The following is a 20,453-nucleotide window of genomic DNA, read 5'->3' on the forward strand; positions in this document are numbered from 1 at the left end:
CGGTGGCGACGCAGAACCGGACGGAGCACACATGGCCGAAGACACCGCTGACACCCTGATGCACCCGCCGGGCGAAGGCTGGGCGCCTGTCGATGACACCGGCTTCATCGGCCATGTCGGCCCGCTGTGGCAACGCCAGGACAAGGACGGCGTCCCGATCCTGGCCTTTACCTCGGACGAGCATCACCGCAATTCCAACGGCGTGGTGCAGGGTGGCATGCTGATGACGCTGGCCGACCGCGGCATGGGCCGTATGGCGCGCCACGAGGTGCAGGGCCCGGTGGCGACGGTCAGCTTCAGCTACGATTTCATGGCCGCCGCACCGATCGGGCGGTTCATCGAACTGCACCCCAGGATCGCCAAGCGCACCGGCAGCCTGCTGTTCATGGAATCGGTCCTGATCTCGGACGGAGAGGTCCTTGGCCGCGCCCACGGCGTCTGGAAGAAACTGCGCACCGTCCCGGTCGAAGGCTACGGCAACAAGCCGATCTGAGGTCAGCCGACCGGGCGTTCCTCGCCCTCCAGTTCCAGCTTCAGCCGGTCGATCAGGTCGACCGCATGGGCGGCGTAATCGCCGATCCAACGGTCGTGTATCCGCTTGATCGGCAACGCGTCCAGGTGGTTCCAGCGCAGCCGGCCCTGACGGCGCACGACCACGATCCCCGCATCCTCCAGCACGCCCAGATGCTGCATCAGCGTGCAGCGGTTCACCTCGGGAAACCGGGCGCAAAGCTCTCCGGTCGTCTGCGGGCGCTCGCGCAGCGCGTCCATCAGCGCCCGCCGCACGGGGGCGCCGAGCGCCCTGAACACCTTGTCATCCGCAACTTCGTCAATCATGTTATAATTCTATAACATATTGAGTCGCAATTCAACGGGAGGACCGGACATGAAACCGGAATTCGAGGTCAGCGGACGCATCGCCCGCCCCGTGCACGAGGTGTTCGAAGCCGTGGCCGACCCCGCGAAACTGTCAGGCTATTTTACCACCGGCGGTGCAAAGGGCCGGATCGAGGAAGGCGCGACCGTCACCTGGGACTTCCACGACTTCCCCGGCGCTTTCCCGGTCCATATCGCCGAGGTGGTGCCGGATCAGCGCATCGTGCTGGAATGGGGCGGGCCCGAGGGCAGCGGCGAGGGGGCCACCCGTGTCACCATGCGGTTCGAGGACCTGGGCGACGGGCGCACGCTGGTGTCGATCCACGAGGAAGGATTTGCCCCGAACGACAAGGGCACGAAGCAGAGCTACGGCAATTGCATGGGCTGGGCGCAGATGATCAGCGCGATGAAGGCCTGGGTCGAACACGGCCTGAACCTGCGCGAGGGGATGTACAGGTAGCGGTCAGCCCCGGGCGCTGGCGATCCGGTTCATCACGCGGACCAGTTCGGCGCTGATCTCGGGTTCGGACAGGGCGTGGCCCGCGTTCGGGATCATCCGCAGTTCCGAATTCGGCCAGGCGGCGGCCAGGTCATAGGCCTTGCGCGGCGGACAGATCATGTCGTACCGGCCCTGCACGATCACCCCGGGGATATGCGCGATACGGTCCATCCGGTTCAGGATATGCCCGTCCTCCTCCAGGAAGCCGAAATTGGTGAAATAGTGGTTCTCCAGCCGGGCAAAGGCGCGGGCATAGTCGCCCGGCGGCTCGCCCCCCGCACCGTTCGACGACATCGAGGCCAGGGCGTTTTCCCACTGGGACCAGGCCTTGGCGTATTTCACCTCTTCGCGCAGATCGCCCGAGAACAGGCGCTTGTGGTAGGCGGCGATCATGTCGCCGCGCTCGTCCGCGGGGATCAGGTCGGCGAAACGTTTCCAGACCTCGGGCCAGAAATTGCCCGCGCCGCCGCCATAGAACCAGTCGAGCTCGGACCGGGTCATCAGGAAGACGCCGCGCAGGATGATGTTGGTCACCCGCTCGGGATGGCTCTGCGCATAGATCAGCGCCAGGGTGGCGCCCCAGCTTCCGCCAAAGGCGATCCAGGTCTCGATGTCCAGCGTCTGGCGGATTGTCTCGATATCCGCCACCAGATGCCATGTGGTGTTGTCCGCGACACTGGCATGGGGGCGCGAGCGGCCGCAGCCGCGCTGGTCGAACAGGATCACGCGAAAGCGCGTCGGATCGAAATAGCGCCGCATCGCCGGGCTGCAGCCGCCGCCGGGGCCGCCGTGCAGCACAACGACGGGAATGCCGTCGGGATCGCCGGATTGTTCGACATAGACACTGTGCCCGTCGCCCACGTCCAGCATACGCTGATCGAACGGGTCGATTGGCGGGTACAGAAACTGGGCTGCGCTCTTTTGGCCGGAGTATTTGTCCATGCTCAACCTATATAGACAGGGGTAAACCTGCGCCACTGAAAGAGATGGATCATGTCAGCCGCCACATCAACGATCGACCCCGCCGAAGTCGCGAAATTCGAGGCGATGGCGGCGGAATGGTGGGATCCCGCGGGCAAGTTCAAGCCGCTGCACATGATGAACCCGGTGCGGCTGGACTATATCCGCAGCCAGATCGCCGCTGAATTCGACCGCGACCCCACCGCGAAACGCCCGTTCGAGGGGCTGCGCCTGCTGGATATCGGCTGCGGCGGCGGCCTGCTGTGCGAACCGATGGCCCGCCTGGGCGCGACCGTGGTCGGCGCCGACGCGGCCGAGCGGAACATTCCCGTCGCGCAGCTGCATGCCGAGCAGTCGGGCCTGGACATCGACTATCGCCACACCACGGCCGAGGCGATGGCAGCGGCGGGCGAAAAGTTCGACGTGGTGCTGAACATGGAAGTGGTGGAACATGTCGCCGATCCGCTGGCCTATCTGACCGCCTGCCGCGAGTTGCTGAAACCCGGCGGCCTGCACCTGTGTTCGACCATCAACCGCAACGCCAAGAGCTTTGGCATGGCCATCCTCGGGGCCGAATGGGTGATGCGCTGGCTGCCCAAGGGCACCCATGACTGGAACAAGTTCATCACGCCGGACGAGCTCTATGACCTGATCCGGCGCGCGGGGATGGAGCCGCTGGACCGCAAGGGCTATGTCTTCAACCCCGTGTCCTGGCAGTGGAAGATTTCCGACCGGGATCTGAGCGTGAACTACGTCACCGCCGCCGTCGCCCCCGTCTGATTCCCCGACTGATTCCCGCCGATTTCGGCCAGCAGCTGTGCGGTCGTGACCTGCCGGCAATAGCCCCTGATCGCCTTGAGCGAACTGGCGTGCCGCTCGGGCGTGATGGTGGCGCAGGCATCCGTCACCTCGGTCACCAGATAGCCCAGATCGCAGGCGTCGCGGATTGCGCTTTCCACGCATTGATCGCTCAGCAGCCCGACCATCACCAGCTGCCGGACACCCAGATTGCGCAGCACATAGTCGATATTGGTCGAGATGAAGACCGAGGACGAGGTCTTGGGGATCACGATCTCGTCCTCCCCGGGTTTGAGCGCATCAATGGTCTGCGCGTCCCACGAGCCCCTGGGCACGTTGAACCCGGTGATCTTGTAATCCAGGCTGCGGTCGCGCCCGTCCTTGGTCAGGCTTTCGATGTTGGTATAGATCACCTCCATCCCCTTCTGGCGGAACGCGGCCTGGATTCGGGCCATGTTGGGGATGGTTTCGGCATGGATATGGCGCAGGAAGGGGCCGACCTGCGCCTCGAACGCGGCATCGTCGAGATGGGCGAACTCTCCCCCCTCGCGGCTGCAGTTGAAGTTCTGCACGTCGATGATCAGCAAGGCCGACTGATCGGGCACCAGCGGCAGGTCGCGGGTCAGGGTCATGGCGGCTCCGTTTCAGGTCGTGGGCGACGATGGTCCCGGGGCCTGCGCCTGTCAACGGCCCGCCCGGCTTGACGCGGGGCGCTGTGCGCGCCCACCCTGCCCGCACCGCATGCCCGGAGGTGCCCATGCCCGAACCGCTGATCTTTGTTGCGACCCATGACATTGCCGGGCGCACCCGGGGCAAGGCCTTTCCCGCCGCCGACCGCGCGCTGCGCCTGACCCGCGGCCTGGGCTGGACCCCGACCAATGTGCAGATCACCTGTTTCGACGTCATCGCCGACAGCCCCTTCGGCGCATTGGGCGACCTGCTTCTGCTGCCCGACGCCGCGACCGAGGTAAAGCTGGCCGACCCGGGCGGCGGGCCGGACGAACATTTCATGCTGGGCGACATCCTGACGACCGAAGGCACGCCCTGGGCCTGCTGCACCCGCGCGATCCTGCGCGGCGCGCTGGACCGGCTGAACCGCGTGGCCGGGCTGACCCTGCATGGCGCCTTCGAGCATGAATTCCAGCTGACCCCGGGCGGCACCGGGCCGGGCTGGGCCTATACGCTCGACGGGTTCCGGGCGCAGGCGGGCCTGCTGGGCGACCTGATGGGCGCGATGCGGGCCACCGGGCTGGATCCCGACACGATCATGAAGGAATACGGCCCCGACCAGTACGAGGTGACGATGGGCCCCGCCACCGGTGTGACCATCGCCGACCAGTCGACCATTTTGCGCGAACTGACCCGCACCATCGCCCGGCGGCACGGCGAGGTGGCGAGCTTTACCCCGATCCGCGACCCGGCCTCGGTCGGCAACGGGGCGCATATCCACATGTCCTTTTCGGATGCCGCCGGGGATCCGGCGACCCACGATCCCGACGGGCCCCGCGGCATGTCGGCGCTGACCGGCAGCTTCATCGCGGGCATCCTGAAATACCTCGACCGGATCCTGGCCTTTACCGCGCCCTCGGTGATCTCCTACGCCCGGCTGACCCCGCACAGGTGGAGCGCGGCGTACAACAACCTGGGCTTTCGCGACCGCGAGGCGGCGGTGCGCATCTGCCCCGTCACGGCGCGCGATCCCAAGGCGATTGCCCGGCAGTATCACTTCGAATACCGCGCCGCGGACAGCGCCGCCGCGCCGCACCTGGCGCTGGCCGCCATCGTCCATGCCGGCGTGCAGGGGATCGAGGAGGGCCTGCCCCCGCCCCCCGCCAGCGAAGAGGACCTGTCGCTGCTGGATGCCGCGACGCTGGCGGATCGTGGCTATCTCCGCCTGCCCGAAACGCTGGGCGCCGCGCTGGACCGGCTGGAGGCGAGCGAGACGGTGGCGGGCTGGTTCCCCGAGGGCTTCCTGCCCGTCTATCTGGCGCACAAGCGGTTCGAGGCGGCCCATGTCGCCGGGATGGCCCCGGCCGAGGTGCACACGCTTTACGGGTCGGTCTACTGAGACGTCAGTAATACTGCCCGTTGTCCAGCATGAAGCGTTCGGCCAGCGGCAGACTGGCGGCGCCCAGCGACCGGGCGAGCGGGCCGACTGTGCCGATGCGGACCTCGGGCCGGCGGATGCCCGACATGTCGATGCCCTCCATCGCGCGCCCGACCTCCTGCGCCAGACGGTCGCGCAGCCCGGCGGGCAGCCAGCCGTCGATGACCAGCGCGTCCACATCGCAGAGCGCCGAGGCCGAGGCGGCGGCATGGGCCAGACCCTGCGCGGCCTCGCCAATCCAGGTCTCCAGCACATCGGGCGGGATGTTCCAGTTCTCAAGCCCTTCCCAGAGGTGGCCGCCTTCGCCGCCCAGGCGTTCCTCCAGCACCGAAAGCGAGGCGACGCGCATCAGCTGCCGCGCCCCGCCCTGTCCGTCCGGCACGGGCATCGAGGCCAGCGCCCCGGCATTGCCCGTCGGCCCGGGATGCAGGCAGCCGTTCAGCACCAGCCCGCCACCGATGTAGAAACCGATGAAGGCATAGAGGAAATTCTCGGGCAGATCGCCCTTGCCCAGAACCAGTTCCGCATTGCAGGCGGCCGAGGCGTCGTTTTCCAGCAGCACCGGCCAGGGCAGGGCTTCGGCCAGTTCCGCCTGGATGTCGCGCTGCCGCCAATCGGCCATCGCGTCGCGCGATACGTGCAGGGCGGGCGCCCATTCCCACATCTGATATGGCAGGCCGATGCCCATCCCGGCGACCCGACCGGCCAGTTCGTCTCCCAGGGCGGGCACCAGGTCCCCGGCGGCGCGGATGGCGAATTCCACCGTCGCGTCAGGCGTGGGGTAATCGTGGCGCGTGACCTTGTGCCCGCGGGCCGCGCCGGTGAAATCCACCAGCGCCATTTCGGTCCGCCGCCGCCCGACCTTGAGGCCAAGGAAAAACGCCCCGTCCGGCGCCAGGTCCATCGGAACCGATGGCTGCCCCACCCGCCCGCGCACGGGATCGCATTTCAGCAGCAGGCCGTCCTCTTCCAGCGCGCGCATGATCACCGAAACGGTCTGTGCCGACAGCCCGGTCATCCGCGCGATTTCGGATTTCGGCAAAGCGCCGTTGCGCCGGATCAGCGACAGGACAAGCCGCTCGTTCCGGGCCCGCATTCCGGTGTGGTTCGCCCCCAGCATCGCGTGTTGCATTATCGCGCGGCCGCGGTTGTCGTCGTCAACCAGATCGTCCAAGGTCCCCTCCTACCCTAGAAGGGCGAGGATGTGCACAGGTCGCAGGTTCGTCAATAGATAAATCATAGTGAATTAGTTATTGACGTGTGGATTGCACCGATGCATGTATACACCCCGTCAGGTTGCAGAGCCGTGGGGGGCGGTCTGGGCGATACCATGCGACCGACATGGGGGGACCGGCCGAAACGGCCATCGAGAGAGCAGTTTTTCAGATCATCGTGCGGGGAGCGCCGGCCATGTCCGGGCGCGCAGCCTGCGTGTCGGTGCACAGATCATCGAACAGGTCCCGGGGCGTTGCGCCCGCGGGGCCGAAAGGGGGCGGCTCGGGGCGGCCGCCCCCGGTCCCGGTGCCTAGGGATGGGGTGCAGGCACCGGGATTACCATGTCCGGCCTTGCGGGGCCGGTGCGTCAGCGGCCATCCTGACCCCCGGGGTGGCCGCTGATCGTCACGGCCCATGACAGACACGGCCCCCGACAGACACGACTCAAGACAGACACGACTCAAGACAGACGGGCCCGTCAAGGACGGGGCCCATGACCGACAGGCCACAGGACCGAGGGGCGCGCATGACCGAAACGCTGACATCGCCACAGACCCTCCTGCGCCGCATCCTGCTGATGCCGCCCGCCGCACCCCGCCTGCTGATCGGCCTGTCCGGCGCGCCCGGCTCCGGGAAGTCCACCCTGGCCGAGTGGATCACCCGACAGCTGAACCGGCAGGAAGACCAGGCCGTCGCCGTGCCGATGGACGGCTTCCACCTCGACAACATCCTGCTGGAGCAACGCGGGCTGATGTCCCGCAAGGGCGCCGCCGAGACCTTCGATGCGCAGGGATTTGTCCATGCTCTGAACCGCCTGACCCGGGAACCGACCGTTCTGCTGCCAGAGTTCGACCGAGCCGCCGACCTGTCGCGCGCCGCCGCGATCGAGGTCGCGCCCCGGCACCGGATCGCGGTGGTCGAGGGCAATTACCTCTCCTCCTCCGCCCCGCCCTGGTGCGATGCGCATCCGCTCTGGGCGCTGCGCATCCACCTTGAGGTGCCGCGCGACACCCTGCGCACCCGCCTGATCCGCCGCTGGCGCGACCACGGGCTGAGCGCCGAGGACGCCCGCGCCCGGGCCGAGGGCAACGATATGGTCAATGTCGATCACATGGCGGCCACGCTGACCCCGCCCGATATCCTCTACCGCCCGGAGTGACCCGCGTCAGTCCCCCGCGGGCAGCAGGGTCGAACCCTTCAGCTCTTCGCTGAACGGCACCGGCAGCGGGTCCTGGCCCAGCCGGGCGCGATAGATCGGCAGGCTTTCGGCCACACGCATCACGTAGTTGCGCGTCTCGTTGAAGGGGATGTGTTCGATCCAGTCGACCGCGTCCACCACCCGGCTGCGCGGATCGCCATATTCGCTGATCCAGCGCGCGGGCCGGCCCGGCCCCGCGTTGTACCCGGCCGACACCAGCAGCACATTGCCCGAGAAATCCGCCGCCAGCCCCGCCAGATAGGCCGAGCCGAGCTGCGCGTTATAGGCCCAGTCGCCCCAGACCCGGGTCGATTCGTGGCTGATGCCCAGGCTGCGCGCCACATCGCGCGCGGTGCCCGGCATCAGCTGCATCAGCCCGCCCGCGCCCACATGGCTGGTCACCCCGGGATCGAACTCGCTTTCGCGCCGGGCGATGGACAGGGCCAGCTCCATCGGCACCGGCAGGTCCATCTCGTGCATCGGGTGCAGCGGATAATAGTGCCGCGGCACCACGATGCCGTTGCCCGCGCCCGCCTTGCCCAGCACGACCTCCAGATGCGCCTCGCCGCGCTCCTCCATCATCGCGCCCAGCTGGCCCAGTTGAACCCGATCCAGCCCCTGGGCCAGCTGCGTCAGGAACCGTTCGCCCAGCCCCTCCTGCCCGCTGGCCAGCAGCAGCATCGCCGCCTCGCGCAGATCCGAAGTCATGAAGGGCGCCTGCCGCCAGTCGGGAAAGGTCTCGATCCCGGTCAGGTCCATGTCGAAAGGCACATCGGCCTTTTCCGCCGCCAGAATCCCGTAGAAACTGGTCTGGTACAGCGCCCCTTCCTCATAGGCCGCCTGCGCCTTGGCCCTGTGTCCGGCGGCTTCCTCGGCCCGGCCGATCCAGTAATAGGCCCGGCCCAGCGAGATCGGCGTCTGCACCGCGTCGCGCATGCGCTGGAAATGCGCCAGCGCGGTGTCCGGGCGCTGCAGCTTGCGCAGGGCCAGGTACCCCGACAGCCATTCCAGATCGGCAAAATCCGACCCCTGCCGCAGCTGGTGGGTCGAGGCCAGCCGATAGGCCCGGTCCGCCTGGCCCGCACGCATGTCCGCGCGCGCGAAATCGCGGCGGCGACGGGCCCATTCCTCGGGCAGGCCCAGCCCGCCGGGCCGTGCGCTGCGCTCCAGCATCAGCTCGCGCGCCTCGTCGCTGCGGCCCTTGCGGATGCGCCATTCGAACCGGTCGTGGGCCAGCCCCGGATCGTCGGCCAGCGCCTTGGGCAGCGCCTCGATCAGCGTGTCCACATTGCCGGCATCGGTCTGCAGGGCGCGCCGGGCCTCGGCCAGCTGCCAATGGCTCTCGTCCACCAGCAGGGCCATGCGGTTGGCATCATCCGTCAGACCGCGCCACAGGGCCATGTCCAGCCGCGCCGCATGATGCGGTTTCAGAAGGGCGGCATAGCGGTTGAGGAAGGCCAGGTGATCCTCGGCGTTCAGCTCCATGTTGCGCCAGGCCAGCACGATGCTCGCCTCGGCCTCGCCGGTCTCGCCGGTTCTCTCCAGCGCCCCGGCGCGCAGCAACACGCCCTGTCCGGTCTGCGGCGCCGCCGCGCGGAAATAGGCGAGGATCTCGGCATCGCCGGCGCCGTCCAGCTGCGCCTCGCCGCGCTTGCGCAGGTAGTCCATGCCCGGCCAGTCCGGATGGGCGGCGGTGAACGCCATGTATTGCGGCAGGGTGCCCCGGCCCGCCCGCAGACGGTGCCATTCGATCAGCGCCTGCGCCGCCGCCCCGTCCCGCGCGGCCAGTTCCGCCGCGCGCGGCCAGTCGCCCCGCGCCATCGCATGGAACGCGCTGCGCAGCGGGCGCGGCGGTTCGGGCCGCGGATCGGCCTGCACCGGCTGGGCGCCGGTGACCATTGAAAACGCCAATGCCGCCGCCAAAAGGCTGCGCGCGAAACCTAAGATCACTTGCATTTTTCCCGACGAGTCTCGATAGACACCGGCACAAGGATAACCCCGTGCCCCCTGCCTTCAACTCACAATCCCGGCAGGGTGGCCCTTACATGCAGAAAGGAGCGTGTCATGTTCAAGGGATCCATTCCCGCCCTCGTCACGCCGTTCAGAGACGGCGAGCTGGATCTGGACACGCTCAAGAAGCTGGTCGACTGGCATGTCGAGGAAGGCTCTCACGGCCTGGTCCCCGTCGGCACCACCGGCGAAAGCCCCACCCTCTCGCACCGCGAGCATGAGCTGGTGGTGGAGAAGGTCGTGGAATTTGCCGCCGGCCGCATTCCGGTCATCGCCGGCGCCGGGTCCAACAACACGACCGAGGGCATCCGCCTGATCCGTCACGCGGAAAAGGTCGGTGCCGATGCCGCCCTGGTGGTCACGCCCTATTACAACAAGCCCACCCAGCGTGGCCTCTACGAACATTTCAAGGTGCTGCACGACTGCTGCGAGCTGCCGATCGTCATCTACAACATCCCCGGCCGCTCTGTGATCGACATGACCCCGGCCACGATGGGCGAGCTGGCGAAACTGCCGCGCATCGTCGGGGTGAAGGATGCCACCGGCAAGATCGAGCGTGTCAGCCAGCAGCGCGCCGCCTGCGGGCCCGACTTCATCCAGCTCTCGGGCGAGGACGCCACCGCCCTCGGCTTCAACGCCCACGGCGGGGTCGGCGCGATCTCGGTCACGGCCAATGTCGCCCCCCGCCTCTGCGCCGAGTTCCAGGAGGCCACCCTGGCCGGCGATTACGCCAAGGCGCTGATCTACCAGGACCGTCTGATGCCCCTGCACGAGGCGATCTTCGTCGAACCCGGCCTCGCCGGCGCCAAGTTCGCCATGTCCGAACTGGGCCTGTGTTCGGACGAGGTGCGCCTGCCCCTGATGACGGTCGAACCCTCGACCCGGGACCGCATCCGCGGCGCCATGCGCCACGCCGGCCTGATCAACTGACCGGACGCGGCCGCCTCCGGAAAGCGGCCGCGCCCATCAAGGCACCACCCCGCCCGCTTCCTCTGGCCGGAAATATCCTCGGGGGGTGAATTGCGCCACTGGCGCAAGAGGGGGGCAGACAGCCCCCCTTTCCCCGGCCGGGGCGCCCCGCGCCCGGCCACACCCTTCAAGCGCCATTCAATAGGGATCCGCCGCCCCGCGACTGTCCGACAGCGTCCCCGTCGACCGTTCCACGATCCGCTCGATCGCATCGGCCAGATGGATCTCGGCGATGTTGTAATCCCCCCGCTCCACCCGGATCCGATGCGCCTCCAGCAGGACCGCGGCATGGCTCGACCCGGCGGGCGGCTCGAACCGGTACGAGGCCAGCTCGATCAGCAGCCCCAGCGGATCCTTGAAATAGATCGAATCCATGAACCCCCGGTCCTTGGGCCCGGAATGCCCGATGCCGCGCTCGTTCAGCCGCTCGACGGTCTGGCGAAAGGTCGCCTGGCTGACGTTGAAGGCGATGTGATGCACGCAGCCCGGGTCCATCGGGGTACGGTTATGCACCCGCTTGCGGGTCTCGTTGGTGAAGACGGTGATCAGCCGCCCGTCGCCCGGATCGAAATAGAGGTGCCCCTCGTCCGGATTGTCCAGGTTCGGCTGGTCGAAGACGAAGGGCATGCCCAGCACGCCCTCCCAGAAATCGATCGAGCTCTGCCGGTCCGCCCCGGTCAGCGTGATGTGGTGCACGCCCTGAACCTGCATCTTGCGCATCTCGGCTCCTCCATTGTGCAACGGGCATTCTGCAACGGGCATCCTGCGACGGGCAGTCTGCCGCAGAAGGAAAGTGAGCGCCGCGGGCCGATGCGTCAACCGAAGCCGGACCCCAACGGCCAGCCGGCCCTGCGCCGCGGCACGGCGGGTCGCGCCGGCCCGCGAGCCGGCGCCTCGCCCCCCGGGGTCAGATCCCCGAGTCGATGATCGCCTTGGCCAGGATCGGCACGGTGGTCTTGTTCAGCCCGGCGATGTTCATCCGGCTGTCACCGACCATGTAGATGCCGTGATCGCGGCGCAGCGCCTCGACCTGCTCGCCCGAACAGCCCAGGCGCGAGAACATGCCCCGGTGCTGCGCGAGGAAGGCAAAGCGGTCCGATCCGGACAGCCGCTGCAATTCCGCGGCCAGCTGCTCGCGCAGGCCCAGCATCGACAGGCGCACATCTTCCAGCTCGGCCATCCAGTCGGCCCTCAGCCCGTCGTCGGTCAGGATGGTCGACACCACCCGCGCGCCGTGATCGGGCGGAAAGGAATAGTTCTGCCGGTTCAGAAAGGCCAGGTTGCCCTGGGTCACCGCATGCAGACCGCTGTCCTGCGCCACCGCCATCAGCAGGCCGGTGCGCTCGCGGTAGATGCCGAAATTCTTGGAACAGCTCGCCGCGATCAGACATTCGGGGACCGAGGCGGCCACCAGCCGCACCGCCGCCGCATCGGCCTCCAGACCGTCGCCGAACCCCTGGTAGGCGATGTCGATCATCGGCACCGCCCCGGCGGCGGTCATCGCCGCGATCACGGCCTTCCACTCGGTCATGTTCAGGTTCGCGCCGGTCGGGTTGTGGCAGCAGCCGTGCAGCAGCACCACATCGCCCGCGCGCAGGCCCTTCAGATCCGCCATCATCCCGCCGAAATCGACGCCGCCTGTCTCGCTGTCGAAATAGCGGTAGCTGACGACCTCCATCCCCAGATACTTCAGGATGCTCAGATGGTTCGGCCAGGTCGGGTCAGAGACAAAGACGCGGGCGCCGGGATTGGCCATGCGGATCAGCTCGAAGGCCTGGCGCACCGCGCCGGTGCCGCCCGGCGTCGCCACCGCGGCCACGTTGGAGCGCGCGACCGCATCGCCCAGCACCAGCGACACCATCGCGTCGCCATAGGCCGGATCGCCGGCAAGGCCGGTATAGGCCTTGGTCTCCTGCTCCTCCAGGATGCGCTTCTCGGCCGCCTTCACGGCGCGCATCACCGGGGTCACGCCCTCGGCGTTCTTGTAGACCCCCACGCCCAGGTCGATCTTCGTCGGCCGGTCGTCGGCCTTGAACATCTCCATCAGCATCAGGATCTTGTCGGCGGGCTGCTCTTTCAGAGCGTTGAACATCAGGCGTCTCCGGTTGCGACGGGAACCGTGGGGAATGCCCCCCACTCGGCCCAGGACCCGTCATAGAGGGAATGGTCGCGCTTGCCGATGATCTCCAGCGCAAGCGACAGCACGGCGGCGGTCACGCCCGAGCCGCAGGTGGTGATCACCGGCTTGCTCAGGCTCACGCCCGCGGCCTCGAAGACCGCGCGCATCTCGTCCGGCGTCTTCATCGTCTTGTCGTCGTTCAGCAGCGTGGTGAAGGGCACGTTGCGCGAGCCGGGGATATGGCCGCTGCGCAGGCCCGGGCGCGGCTCGGCCGCCTCGCCCCGGAAACGGTTCGCAGCGCGGGCGTCGATGATGTCGTAATCGCCCAGCTTCGACGCGGCCGACACCTGGGTGACGTCCTTCACCAGCTGGTTCTGGCGGCGCACCGTCATGTGGCGATCGCGCACCATCGGCGGCATGTCCTCGATCTCGCGCCCCTCGGCCTGCCATTTGGGCAGACCGCCGTCCAGCACGGCCACGTCGTTCTGGCCCATCAGGCGGAACAGCCACCACACGCGGGCGGCCGAGAACAGGCCCTGGCTGTCGTAGACCACCACCTGGTGCCCGTCGCCCACGCCCATGGCGCGCATCCGGCTCATGAACTTTTCGACCGGCGGGGCCATATGGGGCAGGTCCGAGCGCTGGTCGCTGATCTCGTCGATGTCGAAGAATCGCGCGCCCGGGATATGTGCGGCGTCATATTCGGCCTTGGCGTCCCGGTCGACGCCGGGCAGGAAATAGCTCGCATCCAGGATCCGCAGGTCGGGATCCTTCAGATGGGCGGCCAGCCAATCGGTCGAAACTAGTGTTTTCGGATCGTCCACGGCCTTCCTCTCCCATCTCATATGCCCTCCGTCAGGGCGTTCCCTGCCTATCGCCGGAGGGGGCATCTGGCAAGTGCGCATGGCCGAACCGACCCGCCCGACGCAAACCCGCCGACCGCACAACACGCAACATCCGGGTCGCGACAGGACCCGCGGCAGAGTAGTCTCGGGTATCCGAGCGAAGGACCAGAGCCATGCGAGACGAAACACTGGAAAAGGCCTATCACTACCAGGTGATGCGGCGGGCCATCGACGCCATCGACGGGGCCGAGGAAACCCTGTCGCTGGACGATCTCGCCCGGCGCATGGACATGAGCCCGGCACATTTCCAGCGCCTGTTCTCGGCCTGGGTCGGAGTCTCGCCCAAGCGCTACCAGCAATACCTCGCGCTCGGCCATGCCAAGTCGCTGCTGGCGGCGCGCTTCACCACGCTCGAAGCGGCCATGGGCGCCGGGCTCTCGGGTTCGGGGCGGCTGCACGACCTCTTCATCCGGTGGGAGGCGATGAGCCCCGGCGAATTCGCCCGGGGCGGCGCGGGGCTGACGATCCGCTGGGGCTGGATGGACAGCCCGTTTGGCGATGCGCTGGCGATGGCCACCGATCGCGGCCTCTGCGGCATCGCCTTTACCGAGGAAACCGGGCGCGACCACGCCATGCGGGACATGACCGCGCGCTGGCCCTCGGCCAACTTTGTCGAGGACCCGGCCTTTGTCGAACCCTGGGCGCAGGCGGCCTTTGACCTGCAGGGCGAAACGCGGCTGCACATGATCGGCGCCCCGTTCCAGATCAAGGTCTGGGAGGCGCTGCTGCAAATCCCCACAGGCCATGTCAGCACCTATTCGGAAATCGCCCGCGCCATCGGCCACCCGACGGCGATGCGCGCCGTGGGCACGGCCGTCGGACGCAACCCGGTGTCGTTCCTGATCCCCTGCCACCGCGCCCTGCGCAAGAGCGGGGGCCTGGGCGGCTATCACTGGGGTCTGCCGGTGAAACGCGCGATCCTCGCCTGGGAAAGCGCCCGGACCGAATCGGCGGCGGGCTGATCCGTCACGGCGGGGGCAGCGGCGGATTTCCGCCGACGCTCCCGCCCTCGTGCGTTGGGGTGACGGGCCGCTCTGCTATATCGGCGACAGAGCAGTTCCATATTCCAACCCAACGAGGCCCCCCAATGACCTTTGCCAAGACCACCGTGTTCGCCCTGACCGGGGTGTCCATGATCGCCCTGTCCGCCTGTACCGACCCCAACGACGGCTACCGGAACACCCGGAACTCTGCCGCCATCGGCGGGCTTGTCGGCGCCGCCACCGGCGCGCTGGTCAGCGACGACCAGGGCAAGGGCGCGGCCATCGGCGCCATCGTCGGCGGGATCGCCGGTGCGGCCTATGGCGGCTACCTCGACAAGCAGGAAGCCGAGCTGCGCAACCAGCTGGGCAACAATGTGCAGATCGTGAACACCGGCGACCGCCTGATCGTGACGATGCCGCAGGACATCCTGTTCGACACCGACAGCGCCACCCTGCGCCCCGACCTGACGACCGACATCCGCACCGTCGGCGCCTCGATCAACAAATACCCCGACACAACCGTGCAGGTGATCGGCCATACCGACAACACCGGCGAGGCCTCTTACAACCAGCAGCTGTCGACCCGCCGCGCCCAGGCCGTGGCCGCCGTGCTGATCAACTCGGGCGTGGATTCGCGCCGCCTGCAGGCCATCGGCCGCGGCGAGGATCAGCCCCGCGCCGACAACCTGTCGCCGGAGGGCCGCCGCCAGAACCGCCGGGTGGAAATCGTCATCCTGCCGAATTCCTGATCCGCGCAGCATCCGAAACGAAGGGCCGGGCAGCCATTGCCCGGCCCTTTGCGTTTCGCCCGCCACCCCGGAAGGGCTCAGCCCGGCTTGCCCAGATGCCAGACCTGTTCGGCCGGAAAGTCCTGCCCCCATGCGGCGGGGATAGAAGACTGCGTCCCGGTTTCGCCCTCGGGGATGTAAATCTCCTGATACTCCTCGACCACGAAACCGATATCGGCAAACAGCCGCATCCAGCCCGACATCGGCAGGTTGAAGCACACGCCGCTGGGGTCGATCTCGACCACGCTCCAGTCGACGCCCCACAGGGTCCGGTAGGGCCGGTGCAGGGTGCGGTCGCAGGGTGCCCCGCTTGCGGGCGAACAGACCAGCACCAGCGGATGGTTGCCCAAGAACACCAGCTTGCCGCCGGGCCGCAGCAGGCGCCAGGCCTCGCGCAGCCAGACCTCGGGCCGGCACCAGATCGCCGCGCCATATTCCGAAATCGCAAAGTCGAAGGCCGCATCCGGCAGGCCGGTCGCCTCGGCATTGCCCTCGATCAGGGTGATATCCGCCCCGTGTTCCCGGGCGAGCCGGCGCGCGGTGGCCAGCTGATCGGGCGAGACGTCGATGCCGGTCACCCGCGCCCCGCGCCGCGCCATCCAGCCCGAAACATAACCGGTGCCGCAGCCCAGCTCGATCGCATCCTTGCCGGAAAGGTCGGCGCGCAGCAGGCCCAGCCCGGCCTCGGGCGCCCCCCAGTTGCCCCAGACCGGCGCATCCGCGGCCCAGAGCCGTTCGCCCGCAGCGACCCAGTTCTCCGCGTCGGCGTTCCAGACGTCGCGGTTGATACGCACGTGATCGCGGTCCATGTCCGGCCTCCGGTTGTCATCCAACGGCAGCGTAGCACGGGGACCGCCACCGCGCATCGCGGCATGCGCCCCGGGGTCAGGGCAAGTGCACCGGCTGCCCCTCGCACACCATCCGCAAAGCAAAGTTCGATCGCACGGTTTCGATCATGTCGAGCGACAGGATGTGATCCGTCAGCACCCGTTCATAGGCCGCCAGATCGGGCACCACGATCTGCGCCAGGAAATCCGCATTGCCCGACACCATGTGACAGGCCACCACCCCAGGGATCGCCGCCAGCGCGCGATGCACTGCGGCGGCATTTTCGGCGCTGTGGCGGGCCACCGTCAGTTCCACGAAAACCGTCAGGTTCAGGCCTGCCGCCTTGTGTCCGACAACCGCGCGATAGCCGGCGATGACGCCGCTGTCCTCCAGCAGGCGGACCCGGCGCAGGCAGGGCGAGGGCGACAGGCCCACCCTCTCGGCCAGTTCCACGTTGCTGAGGCGCCCGTCGCGCTGCAGTTCCGCAATGATTCGCTTGTCGATGTCATCCATAATGGCAGATCATGCCATTGCTTGTCGCCTTTGGCCATGTTCCTGCCAGCCATGCCACATTTCGCGGCACAGTTCAGCACCACATGCCCCGCTTGATAAGGCATCCCCTGCGGGCAACCCCGACAACAGGAGAGCCCCATGATCGGACGCATCTGGAAAGGCTGGACGACCCCCGAAAACGCCGACACCTACGACACGCTGCTGCGGACCGAAATCTTTCCCGGCATCCTTGCCCGCGCCATTCCCGGCTTTCGCCGAATCGAACTGCTGCGGCAGGACGGCGAGACGGAAAGCGAGTTCGTGACCCTGATGTGGTTCGACGACATGGCAGCGGTGACCGCCTTTGCCGGACCCGATGCGGTCACCGCCGTGGTGCCGCCCGGGGCCCGGGCCGTGCTGTCCCGCTTCGACCCGACATCGGCCCATTACGACGTGCGAGAGGTGCGCACCGCCTGACCCCTGTTCATCCCGCGCAAAAAAATGGGGACGCGGCGGGTACCGCGCCCCCTGACTGAGATACGAGGGAAGTCTTGGTCTGTCGGTTCTTATGCCTCGGCGGTTTCAATCGCCTTCGCTTCGACCGTATCGCGGTTTGCGATCTCGATCCGGCGCGGCTTCAGCGCTTCGGGAATTTCCTTGACCAGTTCGATGTGCAGCATTCCGTTTTCATAGGCCGCGCCGGTCACCTTGATGTGATCGGCCAGCTGAAAGCGGCGCTCGAAGGCGCGGGTCGCGATGCCGCGATGCAGGTAGCTGCGGGGGGTCTCGTCATCGGCCTTCTTCGCGGCGACGACAAGGGCGCGGTCCTTGACCTCGATCGACAGGTCGCTGTCCGAGAAACCGGCGACGGCGATCGAGATGCGATATGCGTCCTCGGCCGTTTTCTCGATGTTGTACGGGGGGTAGGTGGGCTGAGCCACATCGTTGCTCATCACACGGTCCATGATGTCGGCAAGCTGGTCGAAACCGACGGTGGCACGATAGAGCGGGGCAAGATCGAAGTTACGCATTGGGTCATCCTCTTTGAGCGATAACTGGGGTTGCGCCTTCCCGGTGGGGACAGGCGGGGTTCCGTCAGGGCCCGTTGCGGCGCCCCGACAGCAGTTATCTGGGAAAACAGCTCTGCGGTTTCAACCCCTTCGGCGGGGATCGGCGCGGGGCGGCGTCACTCCGCCGGGCGGATGAACTTGGCCCCCGAACTGTCGCGCCCGCCGCCCACGGCGATCCGCGACCGGCGCGGGGCGGGGGACAGGCCGTAACCGCCACCGGCCTCCAGCTCGGCCTTCAGCAGGGCCAGCGGCTCTTGCAGCTGGGTGCCGAGCGCGACGCGCTTGCCGTCGACCTCGGCCTTGGCCGACACGACCGAGACGATGCGCGGCACGCCGCCCGCAAAGCTGAAGACGGGCGAGCCGGACGAGCCGAAATCGACATCGCAGGACATCACCAGCACCCCCTGCTGCCGCCCCATCACGCCGCAGATTTCCTGCAGCGAGGGCGCCTCGGCCCGGTCGAAGGCGTAAGAGACGACGCCGATCCGGTCGCCCTTGCGCGGCCGCGCATCGGTGTCGAAGGGCAGGACGGTGGTGTTGCGGATCGGCTGGTCAAGCTCCAGCAGCGCCACATCGCGCTGCACGCGCTCGGCGGATACCGCGGCGGAATAGCGGTAATCGGGCAGCAGCACCGCCCGCCGCACCCCGCGATAGGCCGAGGCACGGCCATTGCGGAACCCGGCCAGGAATTCGATCTTGGTATGGTCGACCCGCGTGCCCGTCCGCTTGTCGAACAGGCAATGCGCGGCGGTCAGCACCAGGTTCTCGGCCACCAGGGCACCGGTGCAGAACCCCTTGCCGTCGATGTCCAGACGGCCGACGCCTTCCCATCCCCGGCTCTGCTCGCCGGTGTCCAGCCGCAGCAGCTCGCCCTCGCGGGACAGGCTGTCGGACAGGTCACGCGCGACCGCGGCGCCGGGCACCAGCAGCGCCGCCACCAGCGCAAGAAGAGACAGGAAAGGGCGATTCACGACGGGCCCCCGCACGCAGTTGATCCTGGCCTCACGCTAGGATCGCATGGGGGCGAGATTAAGGCGCGGGCGCGGAGTTGGGGCGGTGACCCTGCGGCAGCCCCGCCCGTCGGCGGGCCGCCGCCGTCATGCCGCCGCATCGGCCAGCGCAGGCGGCACGGGCCCGCCCGTGGCCCAGTCCAGCAGCTCGACCGTATGCACCACGGGCACCCCGGTGCCCGACCCGATCTGCATCATGCATCCGATGTTGCCCGCCGCGATCACCTGCGGCTTCACCGCCTCCAGCGTGCGCAGCTTGCGCGCCTTCAGCTGCGCCGAGATCTCGGGCTGCATCAGGTTGTAGGTCCCCGCCGAGCCGCAGCACAGGTGGCTGTCGGCGGGCTCGGCCACTTCGAACCCGGCGGCCTTCAGCAGGGCCTTGGGCGCATCCTTGATCTTCTGCCCGTGCTGTAGCGAACAGGCGGCGTGATAGCCCACACGCATGCCCCGCGCAGGGTGATCGGCGGGCATCGCGGGGACCTCCAGCCGGGCCAGCAGCTCGCTCACATCCAGCGCCAGCCCGGCGGCCTCTGCCGCATCACCGGCCAGCGGATCGTTGCGGAACATGTGGCCGTAATCCTTCACCGTCGTGCCGCAGCCCGAGGTGTTGATCACCACCGCGTCCAGCCCGCCGGCCCGCTTCTCGGCCATCCATGCGCGGATATTCCCGGCGGCGGCGGCATGGGCATCGCCCTCGCGCCCCATGTGATGGGTCAGCGCCCCGCAGCAGCCCTGCCCCTGGGCCACCACGACCTCGCAGCCCAGCCGCCGCAGCAGCCGGATCGTCGCGTCGTTGATGTCGGTGTTCAGCGCCTTCTGCGCGCAGCCCGTCATCAGCGCGACCCGCATCCGCGGCGCCCCGGCGGGGGCAAAGACCTGCGGATCGTCGTTCCGGCTGACCGGCGGGATGCGTTTCGGCGCCATCTCCAGCATCGCGCGCAGCCTTGCGTCAGGGATCAGCCGCCGGAAGGGCCGCCCGATCTTGGCCCCCAGCAGGGCCACCCGGAACCGGGTCGGATAGGGCAGGGTCCGCGCCAGCATCCAGCGCAGCATCCGCTCGCCAAGCGGCCGCCTGTAGCGGGTCTCGATATAGGCGCGGGCGTGGTCGACCAGGTGCATGTAATGCACGCCCGAGGGACAGGTCGTCATGCAGGCGAGGCAGCTCAGGCAGCGGTCGATATGCTTGACGGTGCGGGCGTCGGGGTCGCGCTCGTTCTCCAGCATGTCCTTGATCAGGTAGATGCGCCCCCGGGGGCTGTCCAGCTCGTCGCCCAGCACCTGATAGGTCGGGCACGTCGCGGTGCAGAACCCGCAGTGCACACAGGCCCGCAGGATCTCGTTCGCCCGCGCCGTGCCGGGATCGCGCAGCTGCGCCTCGGTGAATGTCGTCTGCATCGCGTTCTCTCTTTCGTCTCGTCAGGCGGGGACGGGAAGGGGGCCGGTCAGCCCCGGGTTCAGGATGCCGCGCGGATCGAACCGCTGCCGCAGCCCCTGCGACAGCCGCGCCTGCACCGCGCTTTCGGGCTGAAACATCGCCACCGCGCCGCGCTCGCCCGCGCGCACCAGCGTCGCATGGCCGCCCTGCGCCGCCACCTGCCCCCGGATCGCCCCGGCGCCGCACGCCTC

22 protein-coding genes and 1 pseudogene are annotated in these 20,453 nt (G+C 68.1%); 9 read left to right on the top strand and 14 right to left on the bottom strand.

Features of this window, described 5'->3' with window-relative positions:
• The first annotated feature begins 31 nt into the window (after window positions 1-31).
• Entirely contained in the window at window positions 32-493 is a 462-nt protein-coding gene (locus GLS40_RS15275; protein WP_160383612.1) for a PaaI family thioesterase, read from the top strand.
• 2 nt (window positions 494-495) lie between these two features.
• Here GLS40_RS15275 and GLS40_RS15280 read toward each other — a convergent pair whose 3' ends face one another.
• Entirely contained in the window at window positions 496-837 is a 342-nt protein-coding gene (locus tag GLS40_RS15280; RefSeq protein WP_160383613.1) for an ArsR/SmtB family transcription factor, read from the bottom strand.
• Between the two features lie 49 nt (window positions 838-886).
• Here GLS40_RS15280 and GLS40_RS15285 point away from each other — a divergent pair, with 49 nt between their 5' ends.
• A complete protein-coding gene (locus tag GLS40_RS15285; RefSeq protein ID WP_160383614.1) occupies window positions 887-1,336 on the top strand; it encodes an SRPBCC family protein in 450 nt (149 codons plus the stop codon).
• A 3-nt stretch (window positions 1,337-1,339) separates the two neighbouring features.
• On the opposite strand, the gene pip is transcribed toward GLS40_RS15285, so the two are convergent.
• Window positions 1,340-2,317: a prolyl aminopeptidase gene (gene pip, locus GLS40_RS15290; protein ID WP_160383615.1), complete on the bottom strand. Its 978-nt coding sequence runs from the start codon at window positions 2,315-2,317 to the stop codon at window positions 1,340-1,342.
• 51 nt (window positions 2,318-2,368) lie between these two features.
• Here pip and ubiG point away from each other — a divergent pair, with 51 nt between their 5' ends.
• Entirely contained in the window at window positions 2,369-3,115 is a 747-nt protein-coding gene (gene ubiG / locus GLS40_RS15295) for a bifunctional 2-polyprenyl-6-hydroxyphenol methylase/3-demethylubiquinol 3-O-methyltransferase UbiG (protein WP_160383616.1), read from the top strand.
• Here ubiG and GLS40_RS15300 read toward each other — a convergent pair.
• On the bottom strand, window positions 3,085-3,765 hold the full coding sequence (locus GLS40_RS15300; protein WP_160383617.1) for an isochorismatase family cysteine hydrolase: 681 nt from the start codon (window positions 3,763-3,765) through the stop codon (window positions 3,085-3,087). The two genes, ubiG and GLS40_RS15300, sit on opposite strands and share 31 nt — an antisense overlap.
• A 125-nt stretch (window positions 3,766-3,890) precedes the next feature.
• Here GLS40_RS15300 and GLS40_RS15305 point away from each other — a divergent pair, with 125 nt between their 5' ends.
• Window positions 3,891-5,201 (top strand): type I glutamate--ammonia ligase, encoded by a 1,311-nt coding sequence (locus GLS40_RS15305; RefSeq protein ID WP_160383618.1) that lies wholly within the window; start codon window positions 3,891-3,893, stop codon window positions 5,199-5,201.
• Window positions 5,202-5,205: 4 nt separating this feature from the next.
• Here GLS40_RS15305 and GLS40_RS15310 read toward each other — a convergent pair whose 3' ends face one another.
• Window positions 5,206-6,414 carry an ROK family transcriptional regulator gene (locus GLS40_RS15310; RefSeq protein ID WP_328598915.1) on the bottom strand — a complete coding sequence of 403 codons (1,209 nt, stop codon included), beginning with the start codon at window positions 6,412-6,414 and terminating at the stop codon, window positions 5,206-5,208.
• Window positions 6,415-6,948: 534 nt separating this feature from the next.
• On the opposite strand from GLS40_RS15310, the gene GLS40_RS15315 reads away from it, so the two are divergent.
• A complete protein-coding gene (locus tag GLS40_RS15315; protein ID WP_235905950.1) occupies window positions 6,949-7,614 on the top strand; it encodes a P-loop NTPase fold protein in 666 nt (221 codons plus the stop codon).
• Window positions 7,615-7,620: 6 nt separating this feature from the next.
• Here the strand turns inward: GLS40_RS15315 and GLS40_RS15320 are convergent, their stop codons facing one another.
• On the bottom strand, window positions 7,621-9,609 hold the full coding sequence (locus GLS40_RS15320) for a lytic transglycosylase domain-containing protein (protein ID WP_160383619.1): 1,989 nt from the start codon (window positions 9,607-9,609) through the stop codon (window positions 7,621-7,623).
• Window positions 9,610-9,717: 108 nt separating this feature from the next.
• On the opposite strand from GLS40_RS15320, the gene dapA reads away from it, so the two are divergent.
• On the top strand, window positions 9,718-10,593 hold the full coding sequence (dapA, locus tag GLS40_RS15325; protein WP_160383620.1) for a 4-hydroxy-tetrahydrodipicolinate synthase: 876 nt from the start codon (window positions 9,718-9,720) through the stop codon (window positions 10,591-10,593).
• Between the two features lie 177 nt (window positions 10,594-10,770).
• Here the strand turns inward: dapA and GLS40_RS15330 are convergent, their stop codons facing one another.
• The 3 genes from GLS40_RS15330 to sseA all read right to left on the bottom strand — a co-directional run bounded on the left by GLS40_RS15330 (window position 10,771) and on the right by sseA (window position 13,596).
• Complete coding sequence (locus GLS40_RS15330; protein ID WP_160383621.1) at window positions 10,771-11,352, bottom strand: VOC family protein; 582 nt, start codon at window positions 11,350-11,352, stop codon at window positions 10,771-10,773.
• 187 nt (window positions 11,353-11,539) lie between these two features.
• The gene (locus GLS40_RS15335) at window positions 11,540-12,724 is read right to left on the bottom strand and encodes an amino acid aminotransferase (RefSeq protein WP_160383622.1); all 1,185 of its coding nucleotides are present in this window, start codon (window positions 12,722-12,724) and stop codon (window positions 11,540-11,542) included.
• Window positions 12,724-13,596, bottom strand: a complete 873-nt coding sequence (gene sseA, locus GLS40_RS15340) for a 3-mercaptopyruvate sulfurtransferase (protein WP_202076218.1) — start codon at window positions 13,594-13,596, stop codon at window positions 12,724-12,726. Before sseA ends, GLS40_RS15335 begins: the two co-directional genes overlap by 1 nt.
• A gap of 173 nt (window positions 13,597-13,769) precedes the next feature.
• Between sseA and GLS40_RS15345 the strand changes: the two genes are divergently transcribed.
• Both GLS40_RS15345 and GLS40_RS15350 read left to right on the top strand, forming a co-directional pair.
• Window positions 13,770-14,618, top strand: a complete 849-nt coding sequence (locus GLS40_RS15345; RefSeq protein ID WP_160383623.1) for a methylated-DNA--[protein]-cysteine S-methyltransferase — start codon at window positions 13,770-13,772, stop codon at window positions 14,616-14,618.
• Window positions 14,619-14,743: 125 nt separating this feature from the next.
• On the top strand, window positions 14,744-15,388 hold the full coding sequence (locus GLS40_RS15350) for an OmpA family protein (RefSeq protein WP_160383624.1): 645 nt from the start codon (window positions 14,744-14,746) through the stop codon (window positions 15,386-15,388).
• 77 nt (window positions 15,389-15,465) lie between these two features.
• Here GLS40_RS15350 and GLS40_RS15355 read toward each other — a convergent pair whose 3' ends face one another.
• Both GLS40_RS15355 and GLS40_RS15360 read right to left on the bottom strand, forming a co-directional pair.
• Window positions 15,466-16,236: a class I SAM-dependent methyltransferase gene (locus tag GLS40_RS15355; protein WP_160383625.1), complete on the bottom strand. Its 771-nt coding sequence runs from the start codon at window positions 16,234-16,236 to the stop codon at window positions 15,466-15,468.
• A gap of 76 nt (window positions 16,237-16,312) precedes the next feature.
• Window positions 16,313-16,768, bottom strand: coding sequence for an Lrp/AsnC family transcriptional regulator (locus GLS40_RS15360; protein ID WP_160383626.1), 456 nt, complete (start codon window positions 16,766-16,768; stop codon window positions 16,313-16,315).
• Between the two features lie 138 nt (window positions 16,769-16,906).
• On the opposite strand from GLS40_RS15360, the gene GLS40_RS15365 reads away from it, so the two are divergent.
• Window positions 16,907-17,224 (top strand): antibiotic biosynthesis monooxygenase family protein, encoded by a 318-nt coding sequence (locus tag GLS40_RS15365; protein ID WP_160383627.1) that lies wholly within the window; start codon window positions 16,907-16,909, stop codon window positions 17,222-17,224.
• Window positions 17,225-17,313: 89 nt separating this feature from the next.
• On the opposite strand, the gene GLS40_RS15370 is transcribed toward GLS40_RS15365, so the two are convergent.
• The 4 genes and pseudogenes from GLS40_RS15370 to GLS40_RS15385 all read right to left on the bottom strand — a co-directional run.
• Window positions 17,314-17,778 carry an Hsp20 family protein gene (locus GLS40_RS15370; RefSeq protein ID WP_160383628.1) on the bottom strand — a complete coding sequence of 155 codons (465 nt, stop codon included), beginning with the start codon at window positions 17,776-17,778 and terminating at the stop codon, window positions 17,314-17,316.
• 155 nt (window positions 17,779-17,933) lie between these two features.
• Window positions 17,934-18,788 (bottom strand): trypsin-like serine peptidase, encoded by an 855-nt coding sequence (locus tag GLS40_RS15375; RefSeq protein ID WP_408003731.1) that lies wholly within the window; start codon window positions 18,786-18,788, stop codon window positions 17,934-17,936.
• Between the two features lie 126 nt (window positions 18,789-18,914).
• Window positions 18,915-20,222, bottom strand: coding sequence for a glycolate oxidase subunit GlcF (gene glcF / locus GLS40_RS15380; RefSeq protein WP_160383629.1), 1,308 nt, complete (start codon window positions 20,220-20,222; stop codon window positions 18,915-18,917).
• Between the two features lie 21 nt (window positions 20,223-20,243).
• Window positions 20,244-20,453, bottom strand: a pseudogene (locus tag GLS40_RS15385) (hypothetical protein); the annotation flags it as partial.

The organism is Pseudooceanicola pacificus, assembly GCF_009789075.1.
In the GTDB taxonomy this organism is placed as follows: Bacteria; Pseudomonadota; Alphaproteobacteria; order Rhodobacterales; family Rhodobacteraceae; genus Pseudooceanicola; species Pseudooceanicola pacificus.

Coding starts and splice junctions, on each gene's coding strand:
- GLS40_RS15275 (WP_160383612.1), top strand. CDS start 32: ATGGCCGAAGACACCGCTGACACCCTGATGCACCCGCCGGGCGAAGGC.
- GLS40_RS15280 (WP_160383613.1), bottom strand. CDS start 837: ATGATTGACGAAGTTGCGGATGACAAGGTGTTCAGGGCGCTCGGCGCC.
- GLS40_RS15285 (WP_160383614.1), top strand. CDS start 887: ATGAAACCGGAATTCGAGGTCAGCGGACGCATCGCCCGCCCCGTGCAC.
- pip (WP_160383615.1), bottom strand. CDS start 2,317: ATGGACAAATACTCCGGCCAAAAGAGCGCAGCCCAGTTTCTGTACCCG.
- ubiG (WP_160383616.1), top strand. CDS start 2,369: ATGTCAGCCGCCACATCAACGATCGACCCCGCCGAAGTCGCGAAATTC.
- GLS40_RS15300 (WP_160383617.1), bottom strand. CDS start 3,765: ATGACCCTGACCCGCGACCTGCCGCTGGTGCCCGATCAGTCGGCCTTG.
- GLS40_RS15305 (WP_160383618.1), top strand. CDS start 3,891: ATGCCCGAACCGCTGATCTTTGTTGCGACCCATGACATTGCCGGGCGC.
- GLS40_RS15315 (WP_235905950.1), top strand. CDS start 6,949: ATGACCGACAGGCCACAGGACCGAGGGGCGCGCATGACCGAAACGCTG.
- GLS40_RS15320 (WP_160383619.1), bottom strand. CDS start 9,609: ATGCAAGTGATCTTAGGTTTCGCGCGCAGCCTTTTGGCGGCGGCATTG.
- dapA (WP_160383620.1), top strand. CDS start 9,718: ATGTTCAAGGGATCCATTCCCGCCCTCGTCACGCCGTTCAGAGACGGC.
- GLS40_RS15330 (WP_160383621.1), bottom strand. CDS start 11,352: ATGCGCAAGATGCAGGTTCAGGGCGTGCACCACATCACGCTGACCGGG.
- GLS40_RS15335 (WP_160383622.1), bottom strand. CDS start 12,724: ATGTTCAACGCTCTGAAAGAGCAGCCCGCCGACAAGATCCTGATGCTG.
- sseA (WP_202076218.1), bottom strand. CDS start 13,596: ATGAGATGGGAGAGGAAGGCCGTGGACGATCCGAAAACACTAGTTTCG.
- GLS40_RS15345 (WP_160383623.1), top strand. CDS start 13,770: ATGCGAGACGAAACACTGGAAAAGGCCTATCACTACCAGGTGATGCGG.
- GLS40_RS15350 (WP_160383624.1), top strand. CDS start 14,744: ATGACCTTTGCCAAGACCACCGTGTTCGCCCTGACCGGGGTGTCCATG.
- GLS40_RS15355 (WP_160383625.1), bottom strand. CDS start 16,236: ATGGACCGCGATCACGTGCGTATCAACCGCGACGTCTGGAACGCCGAC.
- GLS40_RS15360 (WP_160383626.1), bottom strand. CDS start 16,768: ATGGATGACATCGACAAGCGAATCATTGCGGAACTGCAGCGCGACGGG.
- GLS40_RS15365 (WP_160383627.1), top strand. CDS start 16,907: ATGATCGGACGCATCTGGAAAGGCTGGACGACCCCCGAAAACGCCGAC.
- GLS40_RS15370 (WP_160383628.1), bottom strand. CDS start 17,778: ATGCGTAACTTCGATCTTGCCCCGCTCTATCGTGCCACCGTCGGTTTC.
- glcF (WP_160383629.1), bottom strand. CDS start 20,222: ATGCAGACGACATTCACCGAGGCGCAGCTGCGCGATCCCGGCACGGCG.